Genomic DNA, 18,981 nt, shown 5'->3' with positions numbered 1-18,981 from the left:
TGGAGGTTCCCTTGTCCCCGCGCCTTGATGCCAGATCCAAGCTCCTGGATGCCGCGGCCCGGCTCTTCTATGCCCACGGCATTTCCGCCACGGGCATCGATGCAGTCATCGCGGAAGCCGGAGTGGCCAAGATGAGCCTCTATAACAATTTCGAATCCAAGTCGGGGCTGGTGGCGGCCTACCTGCAGGCCCGCCACGAGGAATGGCTGGAACTATATCGCGCCCGCCTCGGTGCGTCCTCGGATCCGGTCGGCGGCGTGCTGGCCATCGTGGACGCCTACCTCGACCATGCCGAGGCCGGTTATGAGCATGGTTTCCGCGGCTGCGGGCTGCTGAACGCGGCCGCGGAGCTGCCGGCGGGAGACCCCGGACGGTCCATCGTGGCCGGGCACAAGGCCCAAGTTGAAGACCTGCTCCGCGAACATCTTGAATCGCTGACCGATTCCAGGCAGGCCGCCGCGCTCGCCGAACAGATCTCTTTCCTGCTTGAGGGCGCCATCTCGCGGGCCGGCCTGGAAGGCCACAGCGAACTGCTGCACCGAGCCAAGTCGCTGATCACCAGCATGGTGCGTGCCCTGTGAAAAATCCGGCCGGCGGTGCGCAGGGCACAGCGGTGCTGATGCTGCTGGCGGCTTCGGTGCTCTGGGGAACCACCGGCACCGCCGCGGCGCAGGCCCACGGCGTCTCGCCCCTGGCCATCGGGGCTGCGTCGCTCGGCATCGGCGGGCTGCTCCAAGCGGTGCTCGGCGCACGTTCCCTGAAGGCAGCCCGAGTCCCGTTGGTGATCAACCGACGCCTGGTCATGCTCGGGGCCGTGGGCATCCTGGTTTATCCGCTGGCCTTCTATTCGTCCATGCATCTGGGCGGCGTCGCCCTGGGAACCGTGATTTCGCTGGGGACCGCACCGCTGTTCTCCGGACTTCTTGAGCGGCTCATCGACGGAATCAAGCTCACCACCCGCTGGTATCTGGCGGCGGCGCTGGGCATCTCCGGCAGTACGCTGCTGGGATTCGCCAGGGCCGCGGGGGACAACGCCAATGCCGATACGGTCTTTCCCAGCTGCCTGCTGGGACTTGCCGCCGGTGCCAGCTACGCAGTCTATTCCTGGGCCGCCGGACGGCTGATGGCCAACGGGATTCCACGGAAGGCAGCGGTGGGAGCGGTTTTCGGCCAGGGAGGTTTGCTGCTGATGCCGGTGTTGCTGGCCACCGGGGCGCCGCTGGTACAGGATCCGCTGAATTTCGCGGTCGCCGCCTATCTGGCTTTGGTCCCGATGTTCCTGGGATACGTCCTGTTCGGGATCGCCCTGTCCCGGGTCCCGGCCAGTACCGCAACCACCGTCACGCTGAGCGAACCTGCCGTTGCCGCGGCGCTCGCCGTGTTCCTGCTGGGCGAGCGCGTGGGCCTGATGGGGTGGATTGGCATGGTGCTGATCGCCGCGGCGCTGGTTGTCCTGCTTCTGCGGCCCCGGTCCCGGGTGCCGCTGCGAGCCGGCGTGCTGCTGGACGTCGACTAGCTCCGCGCGTAGGGCTGCTGCAGTTCGGTGACCCAGTCGGACTGGTCCTCCGGTTCCGAGCGTACGTACAGTTCCCGGCACGGGCCGCTGGGGGCCGAACCCCGGTCGAGGATTTCCTGGTGCACCGCCTGCCAGCTTTCGTGGATGCGGTCCATGGACCCCAGATGCACCCCGCATAGCGCCGCCGGCTGCGCGCCAAGCTCAACGATGTCGCATCCGGCCACCGCCGGCCCTGCATATTCGAAACCCGCCGTGACTTCCAGCCCGTCTTCGACCGGACGGTACTGGGCAATGGCCATGGAGTCGGGAATTTCGGGAAGCGCGGCCTCGACTTGGGCGAACATGCCGCCGATGACGGTCGCGATTTCGGGCTGGGACTGCACGGTACGTGTCAGCGCGGCGAGTCGCAGCGCCGGCAACGGCTTGTCGATCAGTTCGATCCTGGACATGTGGTGCTCCTGTTCGATGAGATCCAACCGGCGTTGGACATCCGCCAGCCGGGTGGTTGCCAGTTCGTACTCGGCGGCGACATCAGACCTGCGGGCTTGAAGCAGGTCCTTGAGCCGTTCGAGATCTGCTGCGCCTTCGAGCATCAACGAGATTTCGGCCAGGCCGAACCCCAGCTGCCGCAGCGCGACGATCCGGTGCAGCCGATGCAGCTGCGAGGGATCGTAGGATCGATAGCCGCTGGCCCGGTCCACGTGAGCGGGGACCAAGAGGCCAGCGGTGTCCCAGTGCCTCAGCATGCGGTGGGTCACCTGGCCGATCTGCGCGAACTGCCCAATGGTCAACATGTCTTCAGTTATCCCATCTGACACGGTGTCAGGGTCAAGAATGAGGCAGATTTTCTTGCTGTCACTTGACGGAGACGCTGAGCATCATCGCCTTCAGGGTTCGGTATTCCTGCGATTTCATGATTTTCTTGGCCGCTTCGATTGTTACGTGGTCGTCGTCGATGCCCAATGCCTCTGGCAGATCGCCATCGGACTCGAAGATGGTATAGAAGTCGGCGACGGGCATGAAGTAGGACAACGCAGGGTCCGTGCCGCGGTCCTCGGCCCTTTCTTTGGTGCTCAGGAACATGACGAACTTTTCGTCATTCGAGTCGTCTCCGGATTCGGTCTGGACGAAGTGCTCCGCCACGAACACTGCGGGGGTGTGCAGCTTCGCCGGAACCTTTTCGGTTTCCAAGGTGGTGCGCTTGTAGGTGGCAAGATCGCCGTCGGTGTCCTTGGCTGAATTCGCCTCGAACGTGGCGATGGAGTGGCCTTTTTCGGTGACGATGTCCCAATCCTGATAGGGATTATCCGGATCGGGAGACGGGTCGTCCAAGTCATCCACGCGGATGGTCCAGTTGCTTGGATACTTGAAGGAAATGCCGTGGACGGCAAAGGTCTTCCAGTCGCGGGTGTCGACCTCGGCGGCTGACTCGGTTTCGGTGGTGCTTGGCGATTGCCGCGTTGGCGTAGCGCTCGGGCTATTTGTCATGGTCGGGCTTGATGATGCGGCCGTAGGAGTGCTGGAAGCCGTGGCCGAATCGCCCGCCGGCGCGTCCGGGGAGCCCGGCGTGCACGCGGCGAGAAGTGCCGCGATTGGAATGAGAGCCAGAAGACGAGGCTGCGTTTTCATCGGTTGTCCTTGCGTTGTGTACGGTCCTGTCGGTGCGGTGCAAACGGTGCGTGCCACGTGGTGCAAATGACTATCCGGCGCCGTCCATCCATACTGCCGTAGCTGCAGGATTAATCAAGGCTATGGAGTGAATTGAAGCCCAATGCATACCGTTTTTCCGGGCTTCTCGACGCGTGCAGAACCAGCCCACCACGCGCCGGGAGGCTTCCCGGCTCGCACTTCCGCTAGCGGTTCGGTAAACTTTGGTCGTAAGAGCCCCTAACTCTTGCGATGCCCGGCTCGGGCAAGTGAGCAGGACAGGGGCATATTTTTTGCCCGGTACCGTGCCGGGCCGGCGCGAAGCACGCCGCAACCGCTGCTTTTTATGCAAGGGGGAGGATCCCATGCCAGCAATCGTGATCGTCGGAGCCCAGTGGGGCGATGAAGGTAAAGGAAAGGCCACCGACCTGCTCGGCGGCAAAGTCGACTACGTAGTGAAGCCCAATGGCGGCAACAACGCCGGGCACACCGTGGTCGTTAACGGCGAAAAGTACGAGCTCAAGCTCCTGCCAGCCGGCATTCTTTCCCCTGACACCAACCCGATTATCGGCAACGGCTGCGTGGTGAACCTGGAAGCCCTCTTCGCGGAAATCGACGGCCTGGAATCCCGCGGTGCGGACACCTCGCGCCTGCGCGTCTCGGCCAACGCCCACCTGGTGGCCCCGTACCACCAGACCATGGACAAGGTGACCGAACGCTTCCTGGGCAAGCGCGCCATCGGCACCACCGGTCGCGGCATCGGCCCCGCCTACATGGACAAGGTCGGACGCCTGGGCATCCGCGTGCAGGATGTCTTCGACGAATCCATCCTGCGCCAGAAGGTCGAAGGCGCGCTGCGCCAGAAGAACGAACTGCTGGTCAAGATCTACAACCGCCGCAGCGTCATCGCCGAGGACATCGTGCAGTACTTCCTGTCCTACGCCGACCGCCTGCGTCCGCTGGTCATCGATTCCACCTACGTGCTGAACAAGGCGCTGGACGAGGGCAAGGTCGTGCTCATGGAAGGCGGCCAGGCCACCTTCCTGGACGTCGACCACGGCACCTACCCGTTCGTGACCTCGTCGAATCCGACCGCCGGCGGCGCATCCGTGGGCTCGGGCATCGGCCCGACCCGCATCACCCGCTCGATTGGCATCATCAAGGCCTACACCACCCGCGTGGGCGCAGGTCCCTTCCCGACCGAGCTGTTCGACGAAATGGGCGAGTACCTGCAGAAGACCGGCGGCGAATTCGGCGTGAACACCGGCCGCCCGCGCCGCTGCGGCTGGTACGACGCGGTACTGGCCCGCCACGCCTCGCGCGTGAACGGCTTCACCGACTACTTCGTCACCAAGCTGGACGTGCTGACCAACATCGAGCAGATCCCCGTCTGCGTGGCCTACGACGTGGACGGCGTGCGCCACGATGAAATGCCGATGACCCAGACCGACTTCCACCACGCGAAGCCGATCTTCGAGTACTTCCCGGGCTGGACCGAGGACATCTCCGGAGCCAAGACCCTTGAGGATCTGCCGGAGAACGCCCGCAACTACATCCTGGCCCTGGAGAAGATCAGCGGCACCCGCATCTCCGCCATCGGCGTGGGTCCGGACCGCGACCAGACCATCGTGCGCCACGACCTGCTGAGCGACAAGCTCTAAACAGGAGAAAAGCATCGAGCCACCTGCCCCTCCCGGGGCCGGTGGCTCGATGCTTTTGTGGTTGCTGCGCAGGCTAGTTGCGGGTTTCCGCCATGACGCCTTCTTCCTGCGATTTGCCCGAGACGCGCAGGTTCCAGTGCGCGAGCACCCCGGAATCGGTGGGCTTGGAGGCCAGCGACACCACGATGAAGGTCAGCGCGGAGGCGATCAGGCCGAAGTAGATCGGCTCGTTGGCGTAGACGCCGTCGAACTTGTTCTCGGCCTGGATCTCCAGCACGATCATGGTGCCCAGGGTGACCAGCGTGCCGGCCGCCATCGAGGCGGTGGCTCCGAGGCCGTTGCCGCGCTTCCACAGCAGGCCGCCGATGATCGCGACCAGCAGTCCGCCGACCAGGATGTCGTAGGCGATGGTCAGCGCCGCAACCACGTCGTCCACCAGGATCGCCAGCGATACCGTCACCACGCCGAGCGCCAGCACCCAGATGCGGTTCGCGCGCACGTCGTGCTCCGGGTTTTCGTTCGAGTTCACTTCGATGGTGCGGCCGAACCAGCCGGCGACAAACGGGGTGACGTCGGTGCGGGCCACGGTCGCGGCGGCGATCAGCGCACCGGAAGCGGTGGACATCATGGCCGCCACGGCGGCCGCCATGACCAGGCCGCCCACGGCCACCGGCAGCAGCTGCGTGGCAACTTCCGCGTAGACGACATCCTTGTTGGTATCGGCCCCGGTGATGTCCGGCAGCGCCACTCGGGCGGCCATGCCGATCAGGGCGCCGGCTATGCCGTAGATGATGCAGTAGATGCCGGCGGTGGTGCCGCCCCAGCGGGCGACCTTCGGCGTCTTGGCGGTGAACACGCGCTGCCAGATGTCCTGGCCGATCAGCAGGCCCAGGGTGTAGACCACGAAGTAGGTGATGATGGACTGCAGCCCGATGCCGGTGATGTCGAAGAACTCGGCGCCGATGCGCTCGCGGATGCCGTCCATGCCTCCGGCCGCGTTCAGCGAGAACGGCAGCATCAGCGCGAAGATGCCGATGGTCTTGATGACGAACTGGACCTGGTCGGCCAGGGTGATGGACCACATGCCGCCGATGGTCGAGTAGACCACCACGATGGCGCCGCCCACGGCGATGGCCACCCACTTCTCCCAGTCGAAGAGCACCACGAAGATCGTGGCGTAGGCGCTGGTCGAGGTCGCGCACAGCATCAGCGTGTACGCCAGCATCACGATGCCGGAGGTGTTCGTGGCCGATTTGCTGCTGTAGCGCAGGCTCAGCATCTGGGAGACAGTGAAGACCTTCAGCTTCTGCAGCGTCGGGGCGAAGGCCAGGGACAGCAGGATGACGCCGGCGCCGATCGCCGCGACAAGCCACATGCCGGAGATGCCCCACTTGTAGCCCAGGCCCACGCCGCCCACGGTGGACGCGCCGCCCAGGACCACTGCGGCCATGGTGCCGGTGTAGAGCACCGGACCAAGTCGGCGCCCGGCTACCAGGTAGTCGCTGCTGTTTTTGGTCCGGGACTTGCCCCACCAGCCGAAGGCCAGCATGGCCGCGAGGTAGACCGCGACGATCGTTCCGTTAATGAATTCCATGGGAGAACCTCACTGGAGAGTTTGACTAGCCGGTGATTCCTGCCAGTAAACATTAGTTTTCTAATAGAATATTGTTTCAACGTGATCTGGTCAACATTCCGGGGTTGCGCGACGTCGTTTGGCGGGAGTGGATTTCAGTGATGAAGGACACTGTCCCACTGTTCGGAATTCTGTAGACAATATGAGCAAGGATATGCATGAAGTCGCGCATCATGTCATACTCGCGTAGCAATAGGTATTCATGCTGTGCAATTGCTCTGGTTTTAGTAGTGTTTTTTGACGACGCAACGTTGCATCGCACGATCACAATGATCTTTTAACTCGTTGTTGCGTCTGACGACCTAGAAAAAGAAAGACGCCCCTAGAACATGAGTGAAAACGGTCAAGCGCAGATGCGGAAATCTGCCGGACATGTAATTGTCGATACGCTCGCCGCGCACGGTGTTGAGCGCACCTATGTCGTTCCGGGGGAGAGCTACCTCGATGTCCTTGACGGACTGCATAATTCGCCGATCGAGACAATCGTCTGCCGCCACGAAGGCGGGGCGACCTACATGGCCGAAGCCGACGGAAAGCTGCACCAGCGCCCGGGCGTCGCCATGGTGACCCGCGGCCCCGGCGCGGCCAACGCCCACGTCGGGCTGCATACCGCATGGCAGGACTCCACCCCGCTGGTGCTGTTCGTCGGCCTGATTCCCTTCGAGCACCGGGAAAAGGAAGCGTTCCAGGAATTCGATCCGAAGGCCTGGTTCGGCACCGGCGCCAAGCGCGTGATGATCCTCGACCATGCGGAGCGCGCCAGCGAAATCGTCGCCGAGGCAATGTTCGCGGCGATGTCCGGCCGCCCCGGCCCGGTGGTCGTGGGTCTGCCCGAGGACATCATCCGCCATGAAATCTCCGCCGAGCTGCACCCGGAGATTCCGGTGGCCACCGGCGGCATGACCGTGACCGACTGGAAGGCGCTGAACTCGGCCCTGCAGGAAGCCGAGAAGCCGCTGTTCGTCTTCGGCGGCAACGACTGGTCGCACGAGGGCGCCGCGGACTTCACCCGCTGGCTCGAAGAGCACGACCTGCCGGCGGCCGCGGAGTGGCGCTGCGAGGGCACCGTCCCGTTCAGCTCGCCGTCCTACGTCGGCCCGATCGGCTACGGACGTCCGAAGCCGACTTACGACCTGCTCGAAGAAACCGACCTGCTCGTCTTCGTCGGCACCGTTCCGGGCGACGTGATCACCGACGGGTTCAACGTCCGCCAGAACTGGGAAAAGAAGAACTTCATCGTGACCATCGACCCCGCCCTGCGTGGTCGTTCAGGTCCGGTTTCCCATCAGATCGTGGCCAAGCCGGACGTGTTCGTCCGCGACCTGCTGCTGATGGACCTGCCGGTCAAGGATTCCTGGAAGGAATGGACCTCGCGGATGCGCGGCGAGCAGGAGAAATTCGCGCAGCTTCCGCCGGCAGCTCCATCCGAGGGCCAGGCCAAGATGGCCACCATGATGGCCAATCTGGTGCAGTCGCTGCCCGAGGACGCCATGGTGACCTTCGGCGCCGGCGAGCACACCAACTGGGCTCACCGCTACTTCCCGACCAACGGATACGCCTCGATGATCTCGGCGCGCAACGGCTCCATGGGCTACTCCGTGCCGTCCGCCGTGGCGGCGTCGCTGAGCTACCCGGGCCGCCGCGTCGTCACCATCGCCGGCGATGGCGAGTTCCTCATGAACGGCCAGGAACTGGCTACCGCCGCGCAGTACGGCGCCACCCCGCTGGTGATCATCATGGACAACCAGCAGTACGGAACCATCCGCACCCACCAGGAGCGCCAGTATCCGGAACGCGTCTCCGGCACCCAGCTGGCCAACCCCGACTTCGCGCTGATGGCCCAGGCCTTCGGTGGATTCGGCGTGCGCGTGGAGCAGGATGCCGAGGTTCCGGCGGCGCTGGAAGCGGCGTTGAAGGCCATCGACGAGGACAAGAAGTTTGCGCTGATCCACCTGATCGTGGAGCAGGGCGTCAAGGCCTACTAGGGGCTCCGTTCCGCGCGGCTGGTGTCGTGCGGAGGGGATTTCCCCGGCTCAATAGTCGTATAATTCCAGCGGGTGTCCTTTTTGGGGCGCCCGCTGGATGCCTTTAAAAAGGCATTGCTCTGCTGTGCAGGAATCCGCGGCAGGGACGACGAGACTCGGGGAGCCGACAAACCGTGAACGAAGCCCTAATTGCCAGCCTGCAGCGCGCCGTTGATCAGGCCCCCGAAGATCTGGAGCTCGGGCTGCACCTCGCGCAGCTGCTCCACGGAGCCAACCGCCAAGCGGAAGCACTGGCTCAGCTGAATCTCGTAATCCAGAAGGACCCCGGAAACGCGACTGCCCTGGGCCTGCTGGGCCAGGTGACCGCGGCACTGGTCGGCGGCACGGTCGCCGCCGAACGCCCCGTGCAGCCGCCGCAGCCAACAGCGCCGGCCCCCTCCGCATCTGAACCCGACCCGGGATCCGGAACGGATGCAGCGGACGGCGGCTATGACTGGACCGCGGCCGCCGCGCAGTTCGGCGACGCGCTGGCCGCGCCCTTCATCGAGCAGCCCCTCCAGATCAGCGAGGACTCCGGCGCGCTGGAGCCGCCGCTGGAGCCGGCGGGCGAACCGGTGACGTTGGCCGACGTGGGCGGGCTGCAGGCGGTCAAGGACCGGCTGAACGAATCCTTCCTGGCTCCCATGCGCAACGCGGCCATCGCCAAGGCCTTCGGCAAGTCGCTGCGCGGCGGGTTGCTGCTCTACGGCCCGCCGGGCTGTGGCAAGACCTTCGTGGCCAGGGCGGTTGCCGGCGAGCTGCAGGCGAACTTCATGGCCGTGACCATGACCGACATCCTCGACTCGCATGTGGGAGGTACCGAGAAGAACCTGAAGGCAGTGTTCGACAAGGCCCGCGCGAACGCCCCGACGGTGCTGTTCCTCGACGAAGTCGACGCGCTGGGCCTGCGCCGCGGCTCGCTGACCGGTTCCGCCTCCTGGCTGCGCCAGATGGTCAACCAGCTGCTGCTGGAAATGGACTCGCTATCGGCCAACAACGACGGCCTCTACGTGCTGGCCGCCACCAACCATCCGTGGGATCTGGACGAGGCGCTGCTTCGCCCCGGACGACTGGACCGCTCCGTGCTGGTCACCCCGCCCGATGCCGAGGCCCGCGGGTCGATCCTGCGCCACCACCTGCAGCGCCGCCCCATCGCCGGTATCGATCTCAAATGGATCACCTCCCGCACCGACGGGTTCTCCGGAGCCGACCTGGAGCATCTGTGCACCACGGCCGCGGAGAAGGCCATGATGCAGTCCATCGAACGCAATGAGGTCGTTCCCGTGGACATGGGCCATGTCCAACAGGCCATCGGGGAGGTCAAGCCCTCCACGTTGCCGTGGCTCGAATCCGCGCGGAACGTGGTCCGCTTCGGCAACGAGCACGGCCGCTACGACGACCTGGCCGACTACCTGCGTTCGCGGAAAATGCTCTAGGGCGCACAGGAAAACTCGTCTGATGGAATTCGACGTACTGCGTACCCGGGTCAGCCACCACCTGGCGACCGGCCGCGCCGCGGAAGCGGTGGACCTGCTTAAGGAAAACCTGCAGCAGCACCAAGAGAATCCCGCATTTTGGGTGCACTACGCCTCCGGGCTGCTGCATCTGGACCGCCACTCCGAAGCAGCTGATGCCGCGCGTGCAGCGCTCAATCTGGATGTCGAGCAGCCCGAAGCGGGACTCTTCCTGGCCTTCGCGCTGATGCGGCTGGGGCAGCGCGACGAAGCCCTGCAGACGGTGTACTGGCTGATCGAGACCTGGCCGGAATTCGCTGATGCCCACTACCTGCTGGGCCTGATCCTGGCCGGTTCCGTGCGCAGCGCCGAAGACCGCATGCTGTCCCGGCAGGCCACCGAGCATGCGCTTCGGCTGCAACCGGAGAACCCCGAGTACTATCTCGGTGCGGCGATGGCCGCCCGGGTCTCGGGGGACCACCGCGCCGCCCTGGTCCACCTGCAGGCGGGCCTGGGCATCGACCCGCACCACCAGGGGATGCTGCGCTACGCCGCCGAGGTGGAGAACGGCCAGCAGCTTGTCGGCGACCGCGGGCAGCTGCTGCGCGGCCTGCTGGCCCGCGACCCCCTGAACCAGGGGCTGCACGAAGACTTCGCCGAAACCTTCATCGAAAAGCAGCGCGTCTACCGCAACCGCTTCTGGATCTTCATCCCGCTGCTGGCCTGCCTTGCCATGTTCGACTCGCTGGCTGAGGCTGCGGTCTTAGTCATCATGCCCGCGTTGATCGTGCTGGTGTCCGGCGCCTTCGCGCTGTGGAACCGGAAAACCTTCAAGAAAGCGTCCGAACCCCTGCCGGCAGGGTACGCCGGCGACATCCGCGCCCGGCACCCCTGGGTCTTTCGGGGGCTGCGGCTCTACCGGGCAAGCTGGGTCGCCGGGCTGGTTGGCGCGCTGCTGGCCTGCTTCGATGCCGCAAGCCTGCTGGGGACCGTTGTGCTGCTGCTTGGCGTGGCGGGCAGCCAGCTGGCCGCCGCGTGGGTCGACCGGGAGGCCGCCGGTGTTCCGCAGGATCCCGCGGACCGCGAGGCGCATCGGCTGTTCCTGCTGCGCCGCAGCGGGTGGCTGGCCTCCGGGTTCTGGATGCGGGTGCTGATGGTGTGCATCAACCTGGTGCTGTTCGGCTACTGCGCCGCCGGCGGCAGCAGGCTGGCCACGGTGCCACTGGCGGCGCTGGGCTTGGGCCTGCTGTCAGTGGCGGTGCCCCTGATCGTCGCGCACATCCGGTTGGGCGCGGCGGGCAACGCATTTGCCTACGGCCAGGTCGTGGGAGCCTCCTCCAAGCACCGTCGCGCGGCGCTGGTCCGCGGCAACGTGGCGGGGATCTACTTCATCGGGTTGCACCTGGTGCCCGGCCTGTTGGCGACTGGATTCGCCGCCGCGCTGCTGGTCGTGGGCCCTTCCGGACTGGCCCCCACTGACCCGTTGCCGATGGATCCCAAGCGGTCCGAGCTGGATTTAAACCTGCTCGACGAGAGCCTTGACGAGCTGCGCACCCAACGCCCGGAGATCGTTGAACTGCCCTCGCTGCCGGCTGTTGAGCTGCCCTAGCGGCCGTTGCCGCGAGGCATGGATCACGATGGCCCGGGTCGTCTTGGCACATGGAACGCCACAGCTTAAGATGAAGTGCTACCGAACTGCGCGCGCAGTTCACTTCCCGAGCACGAGGTGGAAAAACAGATGGCACAAATGAGCGAGGAGCTCATTGAGCAGTGGGCAGATGCCACTGCCGAAATCTACAATGAGTCCCTGACCGGTATTAATCTGACCAGGTTGCCCGATGCCGTGGCTCAGTACACTGATCTCTTCGCCCAGAGCGAGGACCTGACGTTCAATGAGGGCGCCACCCCGACCGACTACTTCGAGCACCATCCGTTCGTGGCGATCACCGCGATCCTCAACAGTCCCGATGCGCTCGAGGTGCTGGACTCGGACGCGCAGGACGCCTTGGACTCCATGGCCGACTTCGCCGAGGCCTGGTACAACTTCGACCTGGAGCAGGAGCCTGAACTCGGCATCTCCGAGGCGGACGAAGACGAAGACTGGTAGATCATCCCTCCCGCCCGGCCACCACGCCGGAAGGAAGGGCCGCAGGCCGGTTCACGCAGCGCCCCGGGCGCCGCGCGAGCGGGCCTGCGTTCTCTGAGCTTACGCCGCAGCGTCCCGCGGCAGGGGCCGCGGGGCTTCCAGCCCTTGGCAAGACGGGCCGCGGATGGGACGATGCCGGTATGAGCCAGTTCAGCGTGTTCGAGAGCACCGTGACCATCCATCTTCCGGTGCATCGCGTCTGGGAGCTGCTGACCGACTGGGCGGCGGCACCCCTGTGGATGCACGGCATCGGATCCATGCATTCGGATGACCCCCAGCTGCGGGTGGGAACCACCTTGACCTACCGGGTCGCCGGGCACGAACGTCGGTACGAGGTCCGCGACCTCATCGAGAACCGGCTGCTGGTGCTGCACACCTCGCAGAACCCCGACGGGTTGTCCTACCGCTACGACCTGAAGGACGACGCCGGGTACACCGAAGTGGTGCTCCAGGTGGCAATCATCAATCCGGACCTGAGTGTGGAGGAGTGCGAGGAGCTGGCCGGGCATGTGCGTGAAAGCGAGGAAGACAAGCTCGACCAGCTGCGCATGTACGCCGAAACCGCTCCCTGACCCGACTCAGCCCTGCGCCGCCGCCGGGTGCGCGCCGCGCTCATAGGCGGCGCCGGGAACGAAGTCGGTTCCGGCGAAGAGCTGGTCGACGGTCACCAGGGTGTAGCCCTGCTCCTTGAGCTTTCCGACCAGGTCCGGGACCGCCTGGACCGAGCTCTCATGGATGTCGTGCATCAGGATGATCGAGCCGGGCTTGACCTCTTCCATGGCGATCTTCACGGTCTTCACCGGATCGTGGTGCTTCCAGTCCAGCGTGTCCACGTCCCACAGCACTAGCGGGTAGGGGACCAGCCGGTCGTAGACCACGCCGTGGCTGCCATAGGGCGGGCGCAGCACATCGGGCTTGCGCCCGGAGGCCTTCTCAATGGCCTCGTCGGTCCACTGGACCTCGTGCTCGATCTTCTCCTTGGTCAGCGTCGTGATGTCCGCATGGTCCCAGGTGTGGCTGCCCAGCTCGTGCCCCTCGGCGACCATGCGCTTGACGGTGTCAGGATATCTGCCCACGTTCTTGCCCACCATGAAGAAGGTGGCCGGGGCGTCGGCTTCCTTCAACTCATCCAGCAGCCGGTCGGTGAATTCGCCCGGCCCGTCGTCGAAGGTGAGCGCCACGCACTTGGCAACGGTGCAGTCGACCGGCGCGGCGCTTTCCTCCGGCGGGGCGCTCGCCGTCTCGGAGGGGGCGGGGCCGGAAGCGCACCCGGTGAGCAGGCCGAGGCTCAGCAGCACTGCGGCGGCGCGCGGCAAGATGGTGGACGAAGACCTCATGCGTCCACCATCTCGCTTTTCGCTCCGCGCCGCATCAATGCCACGCATCCGGTGCTGGATTTTCGGTGAACAACTAGCCGTTCTCCAGCTCAGCCACGGGATCCGGGGTATCCAACGGATTGGCCAGCTCGTCCTTGGCGAATTTCCCGGCTTTCCAGGCGATGATCCCGAAGACCGGGGAGATGACCCCGGCGCAGATGAAGATCGCCTGCAGGCTCAGCAGCTGGCTCAACGGCCCGGCCACCGCCATGGACACCGGCATCAGCGCCAGCGAGACGAAGAAGTCCAGGCTGGAAATCCGTCCCAGCAGGTGCTTCGGCACCCGCCGCTGCAGCAGCGTGCCCCAGATGACCATGCCCGCCGCGTCGGTCAGCCCGAAGACCACCAGGATGGCGAAGAGCATCCAGGCGGCGTCGACATAGCCGACGAGGGCCAGCGGCAGCGTGCCCAGGCACCAGCAGGCGGTCATCAGGCTGAGGTAGCGCCGCGGGAACCGGGAGGAGGCGATCAGCAGTGATCCCGCCGCCGAGCCGATTCCGAAGAACGCCAGCGCGTAGCCGAACAGCGTGGCGTCCCCGTGCAGCTGGTCGCTGACGATGAACGGCAGCAGCACCTCGAAGGGCCCGATGAAGGAGAACACCGAGACTGCCGAGAAAAGCAGCGTCCAGCGCAGCCAGCTGGTGCGCATTGTGTAGCCCACGCCTTCGCGCAGCTGTGTCAGGATGCCGGGCTGGCCGTGTTCGTCTTCCGGGGCCGCGGTGTCGTATTCCGGACGCCGCCGGATGAACTGCAGCACCGCCAGGGCCGTAAGATGGCACAACGCCACCCCGAGGATCGCATGGGCGGGGGAAATCAGCGCGACCAGGAAGCCCGCGGCCATGGGCCCCAGCGCGGTCTGCACGACCGGGCGGACAGTTCCCTCCAGCCCGTTCGCGGCCAGCAGCTGTTCCCCGGGAAGCATCCTGGGCAGCAGCGCGGAATACGCCGGGTAGAAGAAGGCCGCCCCGGCCCCTGCGAAGAAGCCGGTAACGCTCAGGTGCCACAGCTGCACCGCGCCGGTCAGCGACAGCACCGCGGTGCCGGACATGACCAGCAAGTACAGCCCCTGGATGCCGATCACGATCCTGCGGCTTGAATAGCGGTCGGCCGCGATCCCGCCGACCAGCACCAGCGCCAGCAGCCCGACGCTGTTCACGGTGGCGACCACCGACAGCTCCATCGGCCCGCCGCCCAACGCGCGCACTTGGTAGACCATTGCCACGGCCCACATGCCCGAGGCAAAGGTGGAGGCCACCATGGCGCTGGCCAGCAGCGCATAGTCCCGTTGTGAAAATGGCCTGACCAGACGCTGCATGGAAGTCGTCAAGGTGCTCATGACGTGCTCCTGTCCCGCATGTGTAGAAATCAATCATCAGGCCACTGATTGAATTTTGTCAATCACTATTTTGCGATCTTTCGGGCAAAACAGCGGCGCCGGCGGCCCCGGGAAAATCGGGGGCCGCCGGCGCCGTGGCCAGCTGCTGGAACTACTCGGAGTCGTGGTCGGTTTCCAGAACCTTGACCAGTTTGTCCAGGGCTTCCTCGGCGCCCTCGCCCTCGGCGCGCAGGATGACGGTGGTGCCGTATTCGGCGCCAAGCCCCATGAGGGAGAGGATGCTGGAGGCGTCCAGCGCGTCTTCGGCCGGTTCGCCTTCCAAGGCGATGGTGACCTCTACGGGGGCTTCGGCCGCGGCTTCGGCGAAGATGGCTGCCGGGCGGGCGTGCAGTCCCACGCGGCTGCCGATGATTGCTTGACGTTCTGCCATGACAGGCTCCTTTGATCTGGTGGTTTGTTTTCTTGGTTCTACAGGCCGAAGCGGTCCAGCTCCGGCAGTTCGGCGCGCACGAGCCGCCGGGCCTCGGAGGCCGAGTCGGCGTCCAGGGCGAGCGCTGCCAGACGTCGGGCGGCGGGCAGGTCCACCGTGCGCAGCACCGCCGCGACCGGGGACAGCGCCCGCTTGTTCATGGACAGTGTGTTCACGCCCAGGCCGACCAGCACCACGGCTAGCGCCGGGTCGGCCGCGGCCTCGCCGCACACGCCCACCGGCTTGCCTCCGGCGCTCCGGGCACCCTCGGAGGTGGCCTTGATCAGGTGCAGCACCGCCGGCTGCCACGGGTCGTTCAGCTCGGCCATGGCGCCCAGCTGGCGGTCGGCGGCCATCGTGTACTGGGTCAGGTCGTTGGTTCCCAGCGAGACGAAGTCGCAGCGGGACAGGATGCCGCCGGCCAGCACCGCCGCGGAGGGAACCTCGATCATGGTGCCGCCGGTGGGCAGGCCCGCCTCGGCGACCATGGCCGCGAACGCGCCGGCCTCGGCCGGGGTGGAGATCATCGGGGCCATGGTCCAGACCTCGGCCTGGTGCTCCCCGGCCGCCTGCGCGATGGCCGCCAGCTGGCGGGACAGCACGCCGGGGCTGGCCGCGTCAGTGCGGTAGCCGCGCACACCCAGGGCGGGGTTCGGCTCGGTGGTGTCGGTCAGGAAGGGCAGCGGCTTGTCCGCGCCGGCATCCAGCGTGCGCACCACGACCTTCTTGCCGGCGAAGGCCTCGAAGACCGCGCCGTAGGCGGCTACCTGCTCCTGGTGCGTCGGCTCGGCGTCGCGGCCCAGGAAGCAGAACTCGGTGCGCAGCAGTCCCACGCCCTGGGCACCGGCGGCCGCGGCCGCCTGGGCATCAGTCCCGCTGCCCACATTGGCCAGCAGCGGAACCAGATGCCCGTCGGCCAGCATGCCGTTGCCGTCGAAGTCCGGCAGCGGTTCGCGGTTTGCGTAGGTGGCTGCCAGGTGCTCCTGCTCGGCGCCGGGGTTCGTGGTTACGGTGCCGCTGATGCCGTCGGCGAAGACCAGCATGCCGTCGTCCAGCGCGGTGGTGCCGGCGGCGGCGACGATGGCGGGCAGGCCCAGCGAGCGGGCGATGATCGCGGTGTGCGACTGCGGCCCGCCGTCGGAGGTGACCAGGGCCAGTACCTTGGCCGGATCCAGGGTGGCGGTGTCGGCCGGGGCCAGATCCACCGCGGCCAGCACGAACGGCACGTCCGAGTCCGGGATGCCCGGGGCGGGCACCCCGCGCAGCTCGGCCACGATGCGGGCGCGCACGTCCAGCACGTCGCCGGCGCGTTCGGCCATGTAGCCGCCCAGCGCCGCGAGCTGGGTCGCCACCGCGTCGGCGGCTTCCCAAATCGCCGATTCGGCGCAGGTGCCGCCGGAGACCAGCTTGCTGGCGGACTTGAGCAGGGTGCGGTCGCTGGCCATCAGCGCGGTGGCCTTCAGCACGGCCTGCGCGTCTCCGGTGGCGGTGGCCGCGCGGGCCTTGAGGGCTGCGGCGACGGACTGCGTGGCCGCGGCCAGGCGCTCGATTTCAGCGTCGGCGGTGGAGCCTTCAGGCAGCGGGGCGCCGTCGGCCGGGGCGGTGATCGGATCGGGCATGCGCAGCACCGGCCCGATCACGCGCCCGGCGCTGACGCCGACGCCGTGGTAGGAAACCTGCTGCGTGCTCATGCTGCGACTCCTGCCGATTCGGCGGCTGCCGGCTGGGCCTGGACGGCCGGGGACTTGCGGACGAACTTCTTCAGGATGATGACCAGCAGCGCCGAGATCACCGTACCAATCACGGTGGCAAGCAGGAAGAGCGGCCAGGTGTTGTTCATCGCGAAGAAAACGAAGATGCCGCCGTGCGGGGCCTGGCTGACCACGTTGAAGACCATGACCAGCGAGCCGGTGACGCCGGCGCCCACCATGGAGGCGGGGATGACGCGCAGCGGGTCGGCCGCGGCGAACGGGATGGCTCCCTCGGAGATGAAGGCGGCGCCCAGCAGCCAGGCGGCCTTGCCGTTTTCGCGCTCGGCCCCGCTGAACAGCTTCGGGGCGATCACGGTGGCCAGGGCCATGGCCAGCGGCGGCACCATGCCGGCGGCCATCACTGCGGCCATGATCATCAGCGGGGCGGGGTTCTCCACCAGCGAGCCGGCGCCCAGGCCAGCCACGGCGAAGGAGTAGGCGACCTTGTTGACCGGACCGCCCAGGTCCACTGCCATCATCAGGCCCAGGATCAGGCCCAGGCCGGCGGCGGCCACACCCGACATGCCCGAGAGCCAGTCGTTCAGCGCTTCGGTCAGGCGCGCGATCGGCCCGCCGAGCACCAGGAACATCAGCCCGGAGGCGATGATGGAGCCCAGCAGCGGCACGATGACCACCGGCATCAGCCCGCGCAGCCAGCGCGGCACGGACCAGGAGTTGATCCAGCGGCAGGCCAGGCCGGCGATCACGCCGCCGACGATGCCGCCGATGAAGCCTGCGCCCATGAATCCCGCCACCGCGCCGGCGGTGAAGCCAGGGGCGATGCCCGGACGGTCGGCGTAGGCGTAGGCGATATAGCCGGCCAGCGCCGGGACCAAAAAGCCCATGGACAGCGAACCGATCTTGAAGGCGGCGGCGCCCAGGTAGGCGAGCAGCCCTGCCTCGGGCAGGTTCCAGAGCGTGTTCTCGCCCAGGTAGGTGTCGGCCACGTCGGTAATGGCGTAGCCGCCGAGCAGGAAGCCCAGCGCGATCAGCAGGCCGCCGCCGGCGACGAACGGGATCATGTAGGACACGCCGGTCAACAGCGCGCGCTTCAGCCCTCCGCCGAAGCTTTCCTTCGTAGCGTCCGGACCCTGGGCGGGCTCCTCTGCCGAAGCTGCAGGGACCCGACGGGCGTGCGGGTCGGTGGAGGCCGCCACCGCGTCGGTGAGCAGCTTGGCCGGCTCGTCCACGCCGCGCTTGACCGGCACCTGGATGACAGGCTTGCCGGCGAAGCGGCCGCGGTCGCGCACGTCCACGTCCACGGCGAAGATCACCGCGTCCGCGTCATTGATCAGCGCCGCATCCAGCGGGGTGGAGCCGGAGGAGCCCTGGGTTTCCACGGCGAAGTCGATGCCCAGCTCAGCGGCGGCCTGGGCCAGCGCGTCGGCAGCCATGTAAGTGTGCGCGATGCCGGTCGGGCAGGCGGTGACTGCAACGACCTTCGCGCGCTTGGTGACGGCCGGTTCGGCCGCTGCCGGTTCAGCCGCGGCCGGGGCTGCTGCTGGCGCGGCCGGGGCGTCGGAGATGACCTCGGCGACCAGGTCCACGACTTCCCGGGGGCTCTTGGCCTCGCGCAGCGCGACGGTGAAGCTCTTCTTCACCAGCGCGCGGGCCAGCTTGGAGAGCAGCTTCAGGTGGTCCTTGTCCGCGCCTTCCGGGGCGGCGATGAAGAAGATCAGGTCGGCCGGGCCGTCCTTGGCGCCGAAGTCCACCGGATCGGCCAGCCGGGCCATGGCCAGGGTCGGGGCGGTCACCGCGGCCGAACGGCAATGCGGGATCGCGATGCCTCCGGGCACGCCGGTGGCGGTTTTCGCTTCGCGGGCCAGCGCGTGCTCGGCCAGTTCCGCGGCATCGGTGGCCCGGCCCTGCGCGGTGATCTGGTTGGCCAGATGCGTAATGACGTCATGGGTGGTGGTGCCCAGGGAGGCGTCCAGGGTGACGAGCCCGGGGGTGATCAGATCGCTCATG

The 18,981-nt window shown here is 66.6% G+C and carries 16 protein-coding genes; 8 read left to right on the top strand and 8 right to left on the bottom strand.

The features are described from left to right. Positions 1–11: 11 nt before the first annotated feature. Both DFO58_RS14925 and DFO58_RS14920 read left to right on the top strand, forming a co-directional pair. On the top strand, positions 12–581 hold the full coding sequence (locus DFO58_RS14925) for a TetR/AcrR family transcriptional regulator (protein ID WP_231736029.1): 570 nt from the start codon (positions 12–14) through the stop codon (positions 579–581). Then, positions 578–1,516, top strand: a complete 939-nt coding sequence (locus DFO58_RS14920; protein ID WP_286163626.1) for an EamA family transporter — start codon at positions 578–580, stop codon at positions 1,514–1,516. The genes DFO58_RS14925 and DFO58_RS14920 overlap by 4 nt, the downstream gene beginning before the upstream one ends. On the opposite strand, the gene DFO58_RS14915 is transcribed toward DFO58_RS14920, so the two are convergent. Together DFO58_RS14915 and DFO58_RS14910 are read right to left on the bottom strand one after the other, a co-directional pair. Further along, positions 1,513–2,310 carry a MerR family transcriptional regulator gene (locus DFO58_RS14915; RefSeq protein ID WP_113607569.1) on the bottom strand — a complete coding sequence of 266 codons (798 nt, stop codon included), beginning with the start codon at positions 2,308–2,310 and terminating at the stop codon, positions 1,513–1,515. The two genes, DFO58_RS14920 and DFO58_RS14915, sit on opposite strands and share 4 nt — an antisense overlap. A 61-nt stretch (positions 2,311–2,371) precedes the next feature. After that, a complete protein-coding gene (locus DFO58_RS14910; protein WP_113607570.1) occupies positions 2,372–3,004 on the bottom strand; it encodes a hypothetical protein in 633 nt (210 codons plus the stop codon). Positions 3,005–3,528: 524 nt separating this feature from the next. Between DFO58_RS14910 and DFO58_RS14905 the strand changes: the two genes are divergently transcribed. Beyond that, complete coding sequence (locus DFO58_RS14905) at positions 3,529–4,824, top strand: adenylosuccinate synthase (protein WP_047118139.1); 1,296 nt, start codon at positions 3,529–3,531, stop codon at positions 4,822–4,824. 73 nt (positions 4,825–4,897) lie between these two features. On the opposite strand, the gene DFO58_RS14900 is transcribed toward DFO58_RS14905, so the two are convergent. Further along, a complete protein-coding gene (locus DFO58_RS14900; RefSeq protein ID WP_120991566.1) occupies positions 4,898–6,418 on the bottom strand; it encodes a sodium:solute symporter in 1,521 nt (506 codons plus the stop codon). A gap of 368 nt (positions 6,419–6,786) precedes the next feature. Between DFO58_RS14900 and DFO58_RS14895 the strand changes: the two genes are divergently transcribed. From DFO58_RS14895 to DFO58_RS14875, 5 genes are all read left to right on the top strand, one after another. Next, positions 6,787–8,442 (top strand): thiamine pyrophosphate-dependent enzyme, encoded by a 1,656-nt coding sequence (locus DFO58_RS14895; protein ID WP_113607572.1) that lies wholly within the window; start codon positions 6,787–6,789, stop codon positions 8,440–8,442. A gap of 173 nt (positions 8,443–8,615) precedes the next feature. Next, on the top strand, positions 8,616–9,917 hold the full coding sequence (locus tag DFO58_RS14890) for a tetratricopeptide repeat protein (protein ID WP_120991565.1): 1,302 nt from the start codon (positions 8,616–8,618) through the stop codon (positions 9,915–9,917). A gap of 22 nt (positions 9,918–9,939) precedes the next feature. After that, positions 9,940–11,544 (top strand): hypothetical protein, encoded by a 1,605-nt coding sequence (locus DFO58_RS14885; protein WP_120991564.1) that lies wholly within the window; start codon positions 9,940–9,942, stop codon positions 11,542–11,544. Positions 11,545–11,673: 129 nt separating this feature from the next. Continuing rightward, positions 11,674–12,042: a hypothetical protein gene (locus tag DFO58_RS14880; protein WP_146956065.1), complete on the top strand. Its 369-nt coding sequence runs from the start codon at positions 11,674–11,676 to the stop codon at positions 12,040–12,042. A gap of 179 nt (positions 12,043–12,221) precedes the next feature. Continuing rightward, the gene (locus DFO58_RS14875) at positions 12,222–12,653 is read left to right on the top strand and encodes an SRPBCC family protein (RefSeq protein WP_047118133.1); all 432 of its coding nucleotides are present in this window, start codon (positions 12,222–12,224) and stop codon (positions 12,651–12,653) included. 6 nt (positions 12,654–12,659) lie between these two features. Here the strand turns inward: DFO58_RS14875 and DFO58_RS14870 are convergent, their stop codons facing one another. From DFO58_RS14870 to DFO58_RS14850, 5 genes are all read right to left on the bottom strand, one after another. Next, the gene (locus tag DFO58_RS14870; protein WP_047118132.1) at positions 12,660–13,418 is read right to left on the bottom strand and encodes a polysaccharide deacetylase family protein; all 759 of its coding nucleotides are present in this window, start codon (positions 13,416–13,418) and stop codon (positions 12,660–12,662) included. A gap of 73 nt (positions 13,419–13,491) precedes the next feature. Further along, positions 13,492–14,793, bottom strand: a complete 1,302-nt coding sequence (locus tag DFO58_RS14865; RefSeq protein WP_120991563.1) for an MFS transporter — start codon at positions 14,791–14,793, stop codon at positions 13,492–13,494. Between the two features lie 151 nt (positions 14,794–14,944). After that, positions 14,945–15,223, bottom strand: coding sequence for an HPr family phosphocarrier protein (locus tag DFO58_RS14860; RefSeq protein WP_047118131.1), 279 nt, complete (start codon positions 15,221–15,223; stop codon positions 14,945–14,947). 38 nt (positions 15,224–15,261) lie between these two features. After that, the gene (gene ptsP, locus DFO58_RS14855; protein WP_120991562.1) at positions 15,262–16,953 is read right to left on the bottom strand and encodes a phosphoenolpyruvate--protein phosphotransferase; all 1,692 of its coding nucleotides are present in this window, start codon (positions 16,951–16,953) and stop codon (positions 15,262–15,264) included. Further along, positions 16,950–18,980, bottom strand: a complete 2,031-nt coding sequence (locus DFO58_RS14850) for a fructose-specific PTS transporter subunit EIIC (RefSeq protein ID WP_120991561.1) — start codon at positions 18,978–18,980, stop codon at positions 16,950–16,952. The genes ptsP and DFO58_RS14850 overlap by 4 nt, the downstream gene beginning before the upstream one ends. Between the last annotated feature and the right edge of the window lies 1 nt (position 18,981).

Source organism: Arthrobacter sp. AG1021 (assembly GCF_003633665.1).
In the GTDB taxonomy this organism is placed as follows: domain Bacteria; phylum Actinomycetota; class Actinomycetes; order Actinomycetales; family Micrococcaceae; genus Glutamicibacter; species Glutamicibacter soli.
Note: the sequence above shows the minus strand (reverse complement) of the source record. Positions and strands in the feature narration are given on the sequence as shown.

Coding starts and splice junctions, on each gene's coding strand:
- DFO58_RS14910 (WP_113607570.1), bottom strand. CDS start 3,004: ATGACAAATAGCCCGAGCGCTACGCCAACGCGGCAATCGCCAAGCACC.
- DFO58_RS14865 (WP_120991563.1), bottom strand. CDS start 14,793: ATGAGCACCTTGACGACTTCCATGCAGCGTCTGGTCAGGCCATTTTCA.
- DFO58_RS14850 (WP_120991561.1), bottom strand. CDS start 18,980: ATGAGCGATCTGATCACCCCCGGGCTCGTCACCCTGGACGCCTCCCTG.
- DFO58_RS14880 (WP_146956065.1), top strand. CDS start 11,674: ATGGCACAAATGAGCGAGGAGCTCATTGAGCAGTGGGCAGATGCCACT.
- DFO58_RS14875 (WP_047118133.1), top strand. CDS start 12,222: ATGAGCCAGTTCAGCGTGTTCGAGAGCACCGTGACCATCCATCTTCCG.
- DFO58_RS14900 (WP_120991566.1), bottom strand. CDS start 6,418: ATGGAATTCATTAACGGAACGATCGTCGCGGTCTACCTCGCGGCCATG.
- DFO58_RS14885 (WP_120991564.1), top strand. CDS start 9,940: ATGGAATTCGACGTACTGCGTACCCGGGTCAGCCACCACCTGGCGACC.
- DFO58_RS14915 (WP_113607569.1), bottom strand. CDS start 2,310: ATGTTGACCATTGGGCAGTTCGCGCAGATCGGCCAGGTGACCCACCGC.
- DFO58_RS14860 (WP_047118131.1), bottom strand. CDS start 15,223: ATGGCAGAACGTCAAGCAATCATCGGCAGCCGCGTGGGACTGCACGCC.
- DFO58_RS14895 (WP_113607572.1), top strand. CDS start 6,787: ATGAGTGAAAACGGTCAAGCGCAGATGCGGAAATCTGCCGGACATGTA.
- ptsP (WP_120991562.1), bottom strand. CDS start 16,953: ATGAGCACGCAGCAGGTTTCCTACCACGGCGTCGGCGTCAGCGCCGGG.
- DFO58_RS14905 (WP_047118139.1), top strand. CDS start 3,529: ATGCCAGCAATCGTGATCGTCGGAGCCCAGTGGGGCGATGAAGGTAAA.
- DFO58_RS14870 (WP_047118132.1), bottom strand. CDS start 13,418: ATGAGGTCTTCGTCCACCATCTTGCCGCGCGCCGCCGCAGTGCTGCTG.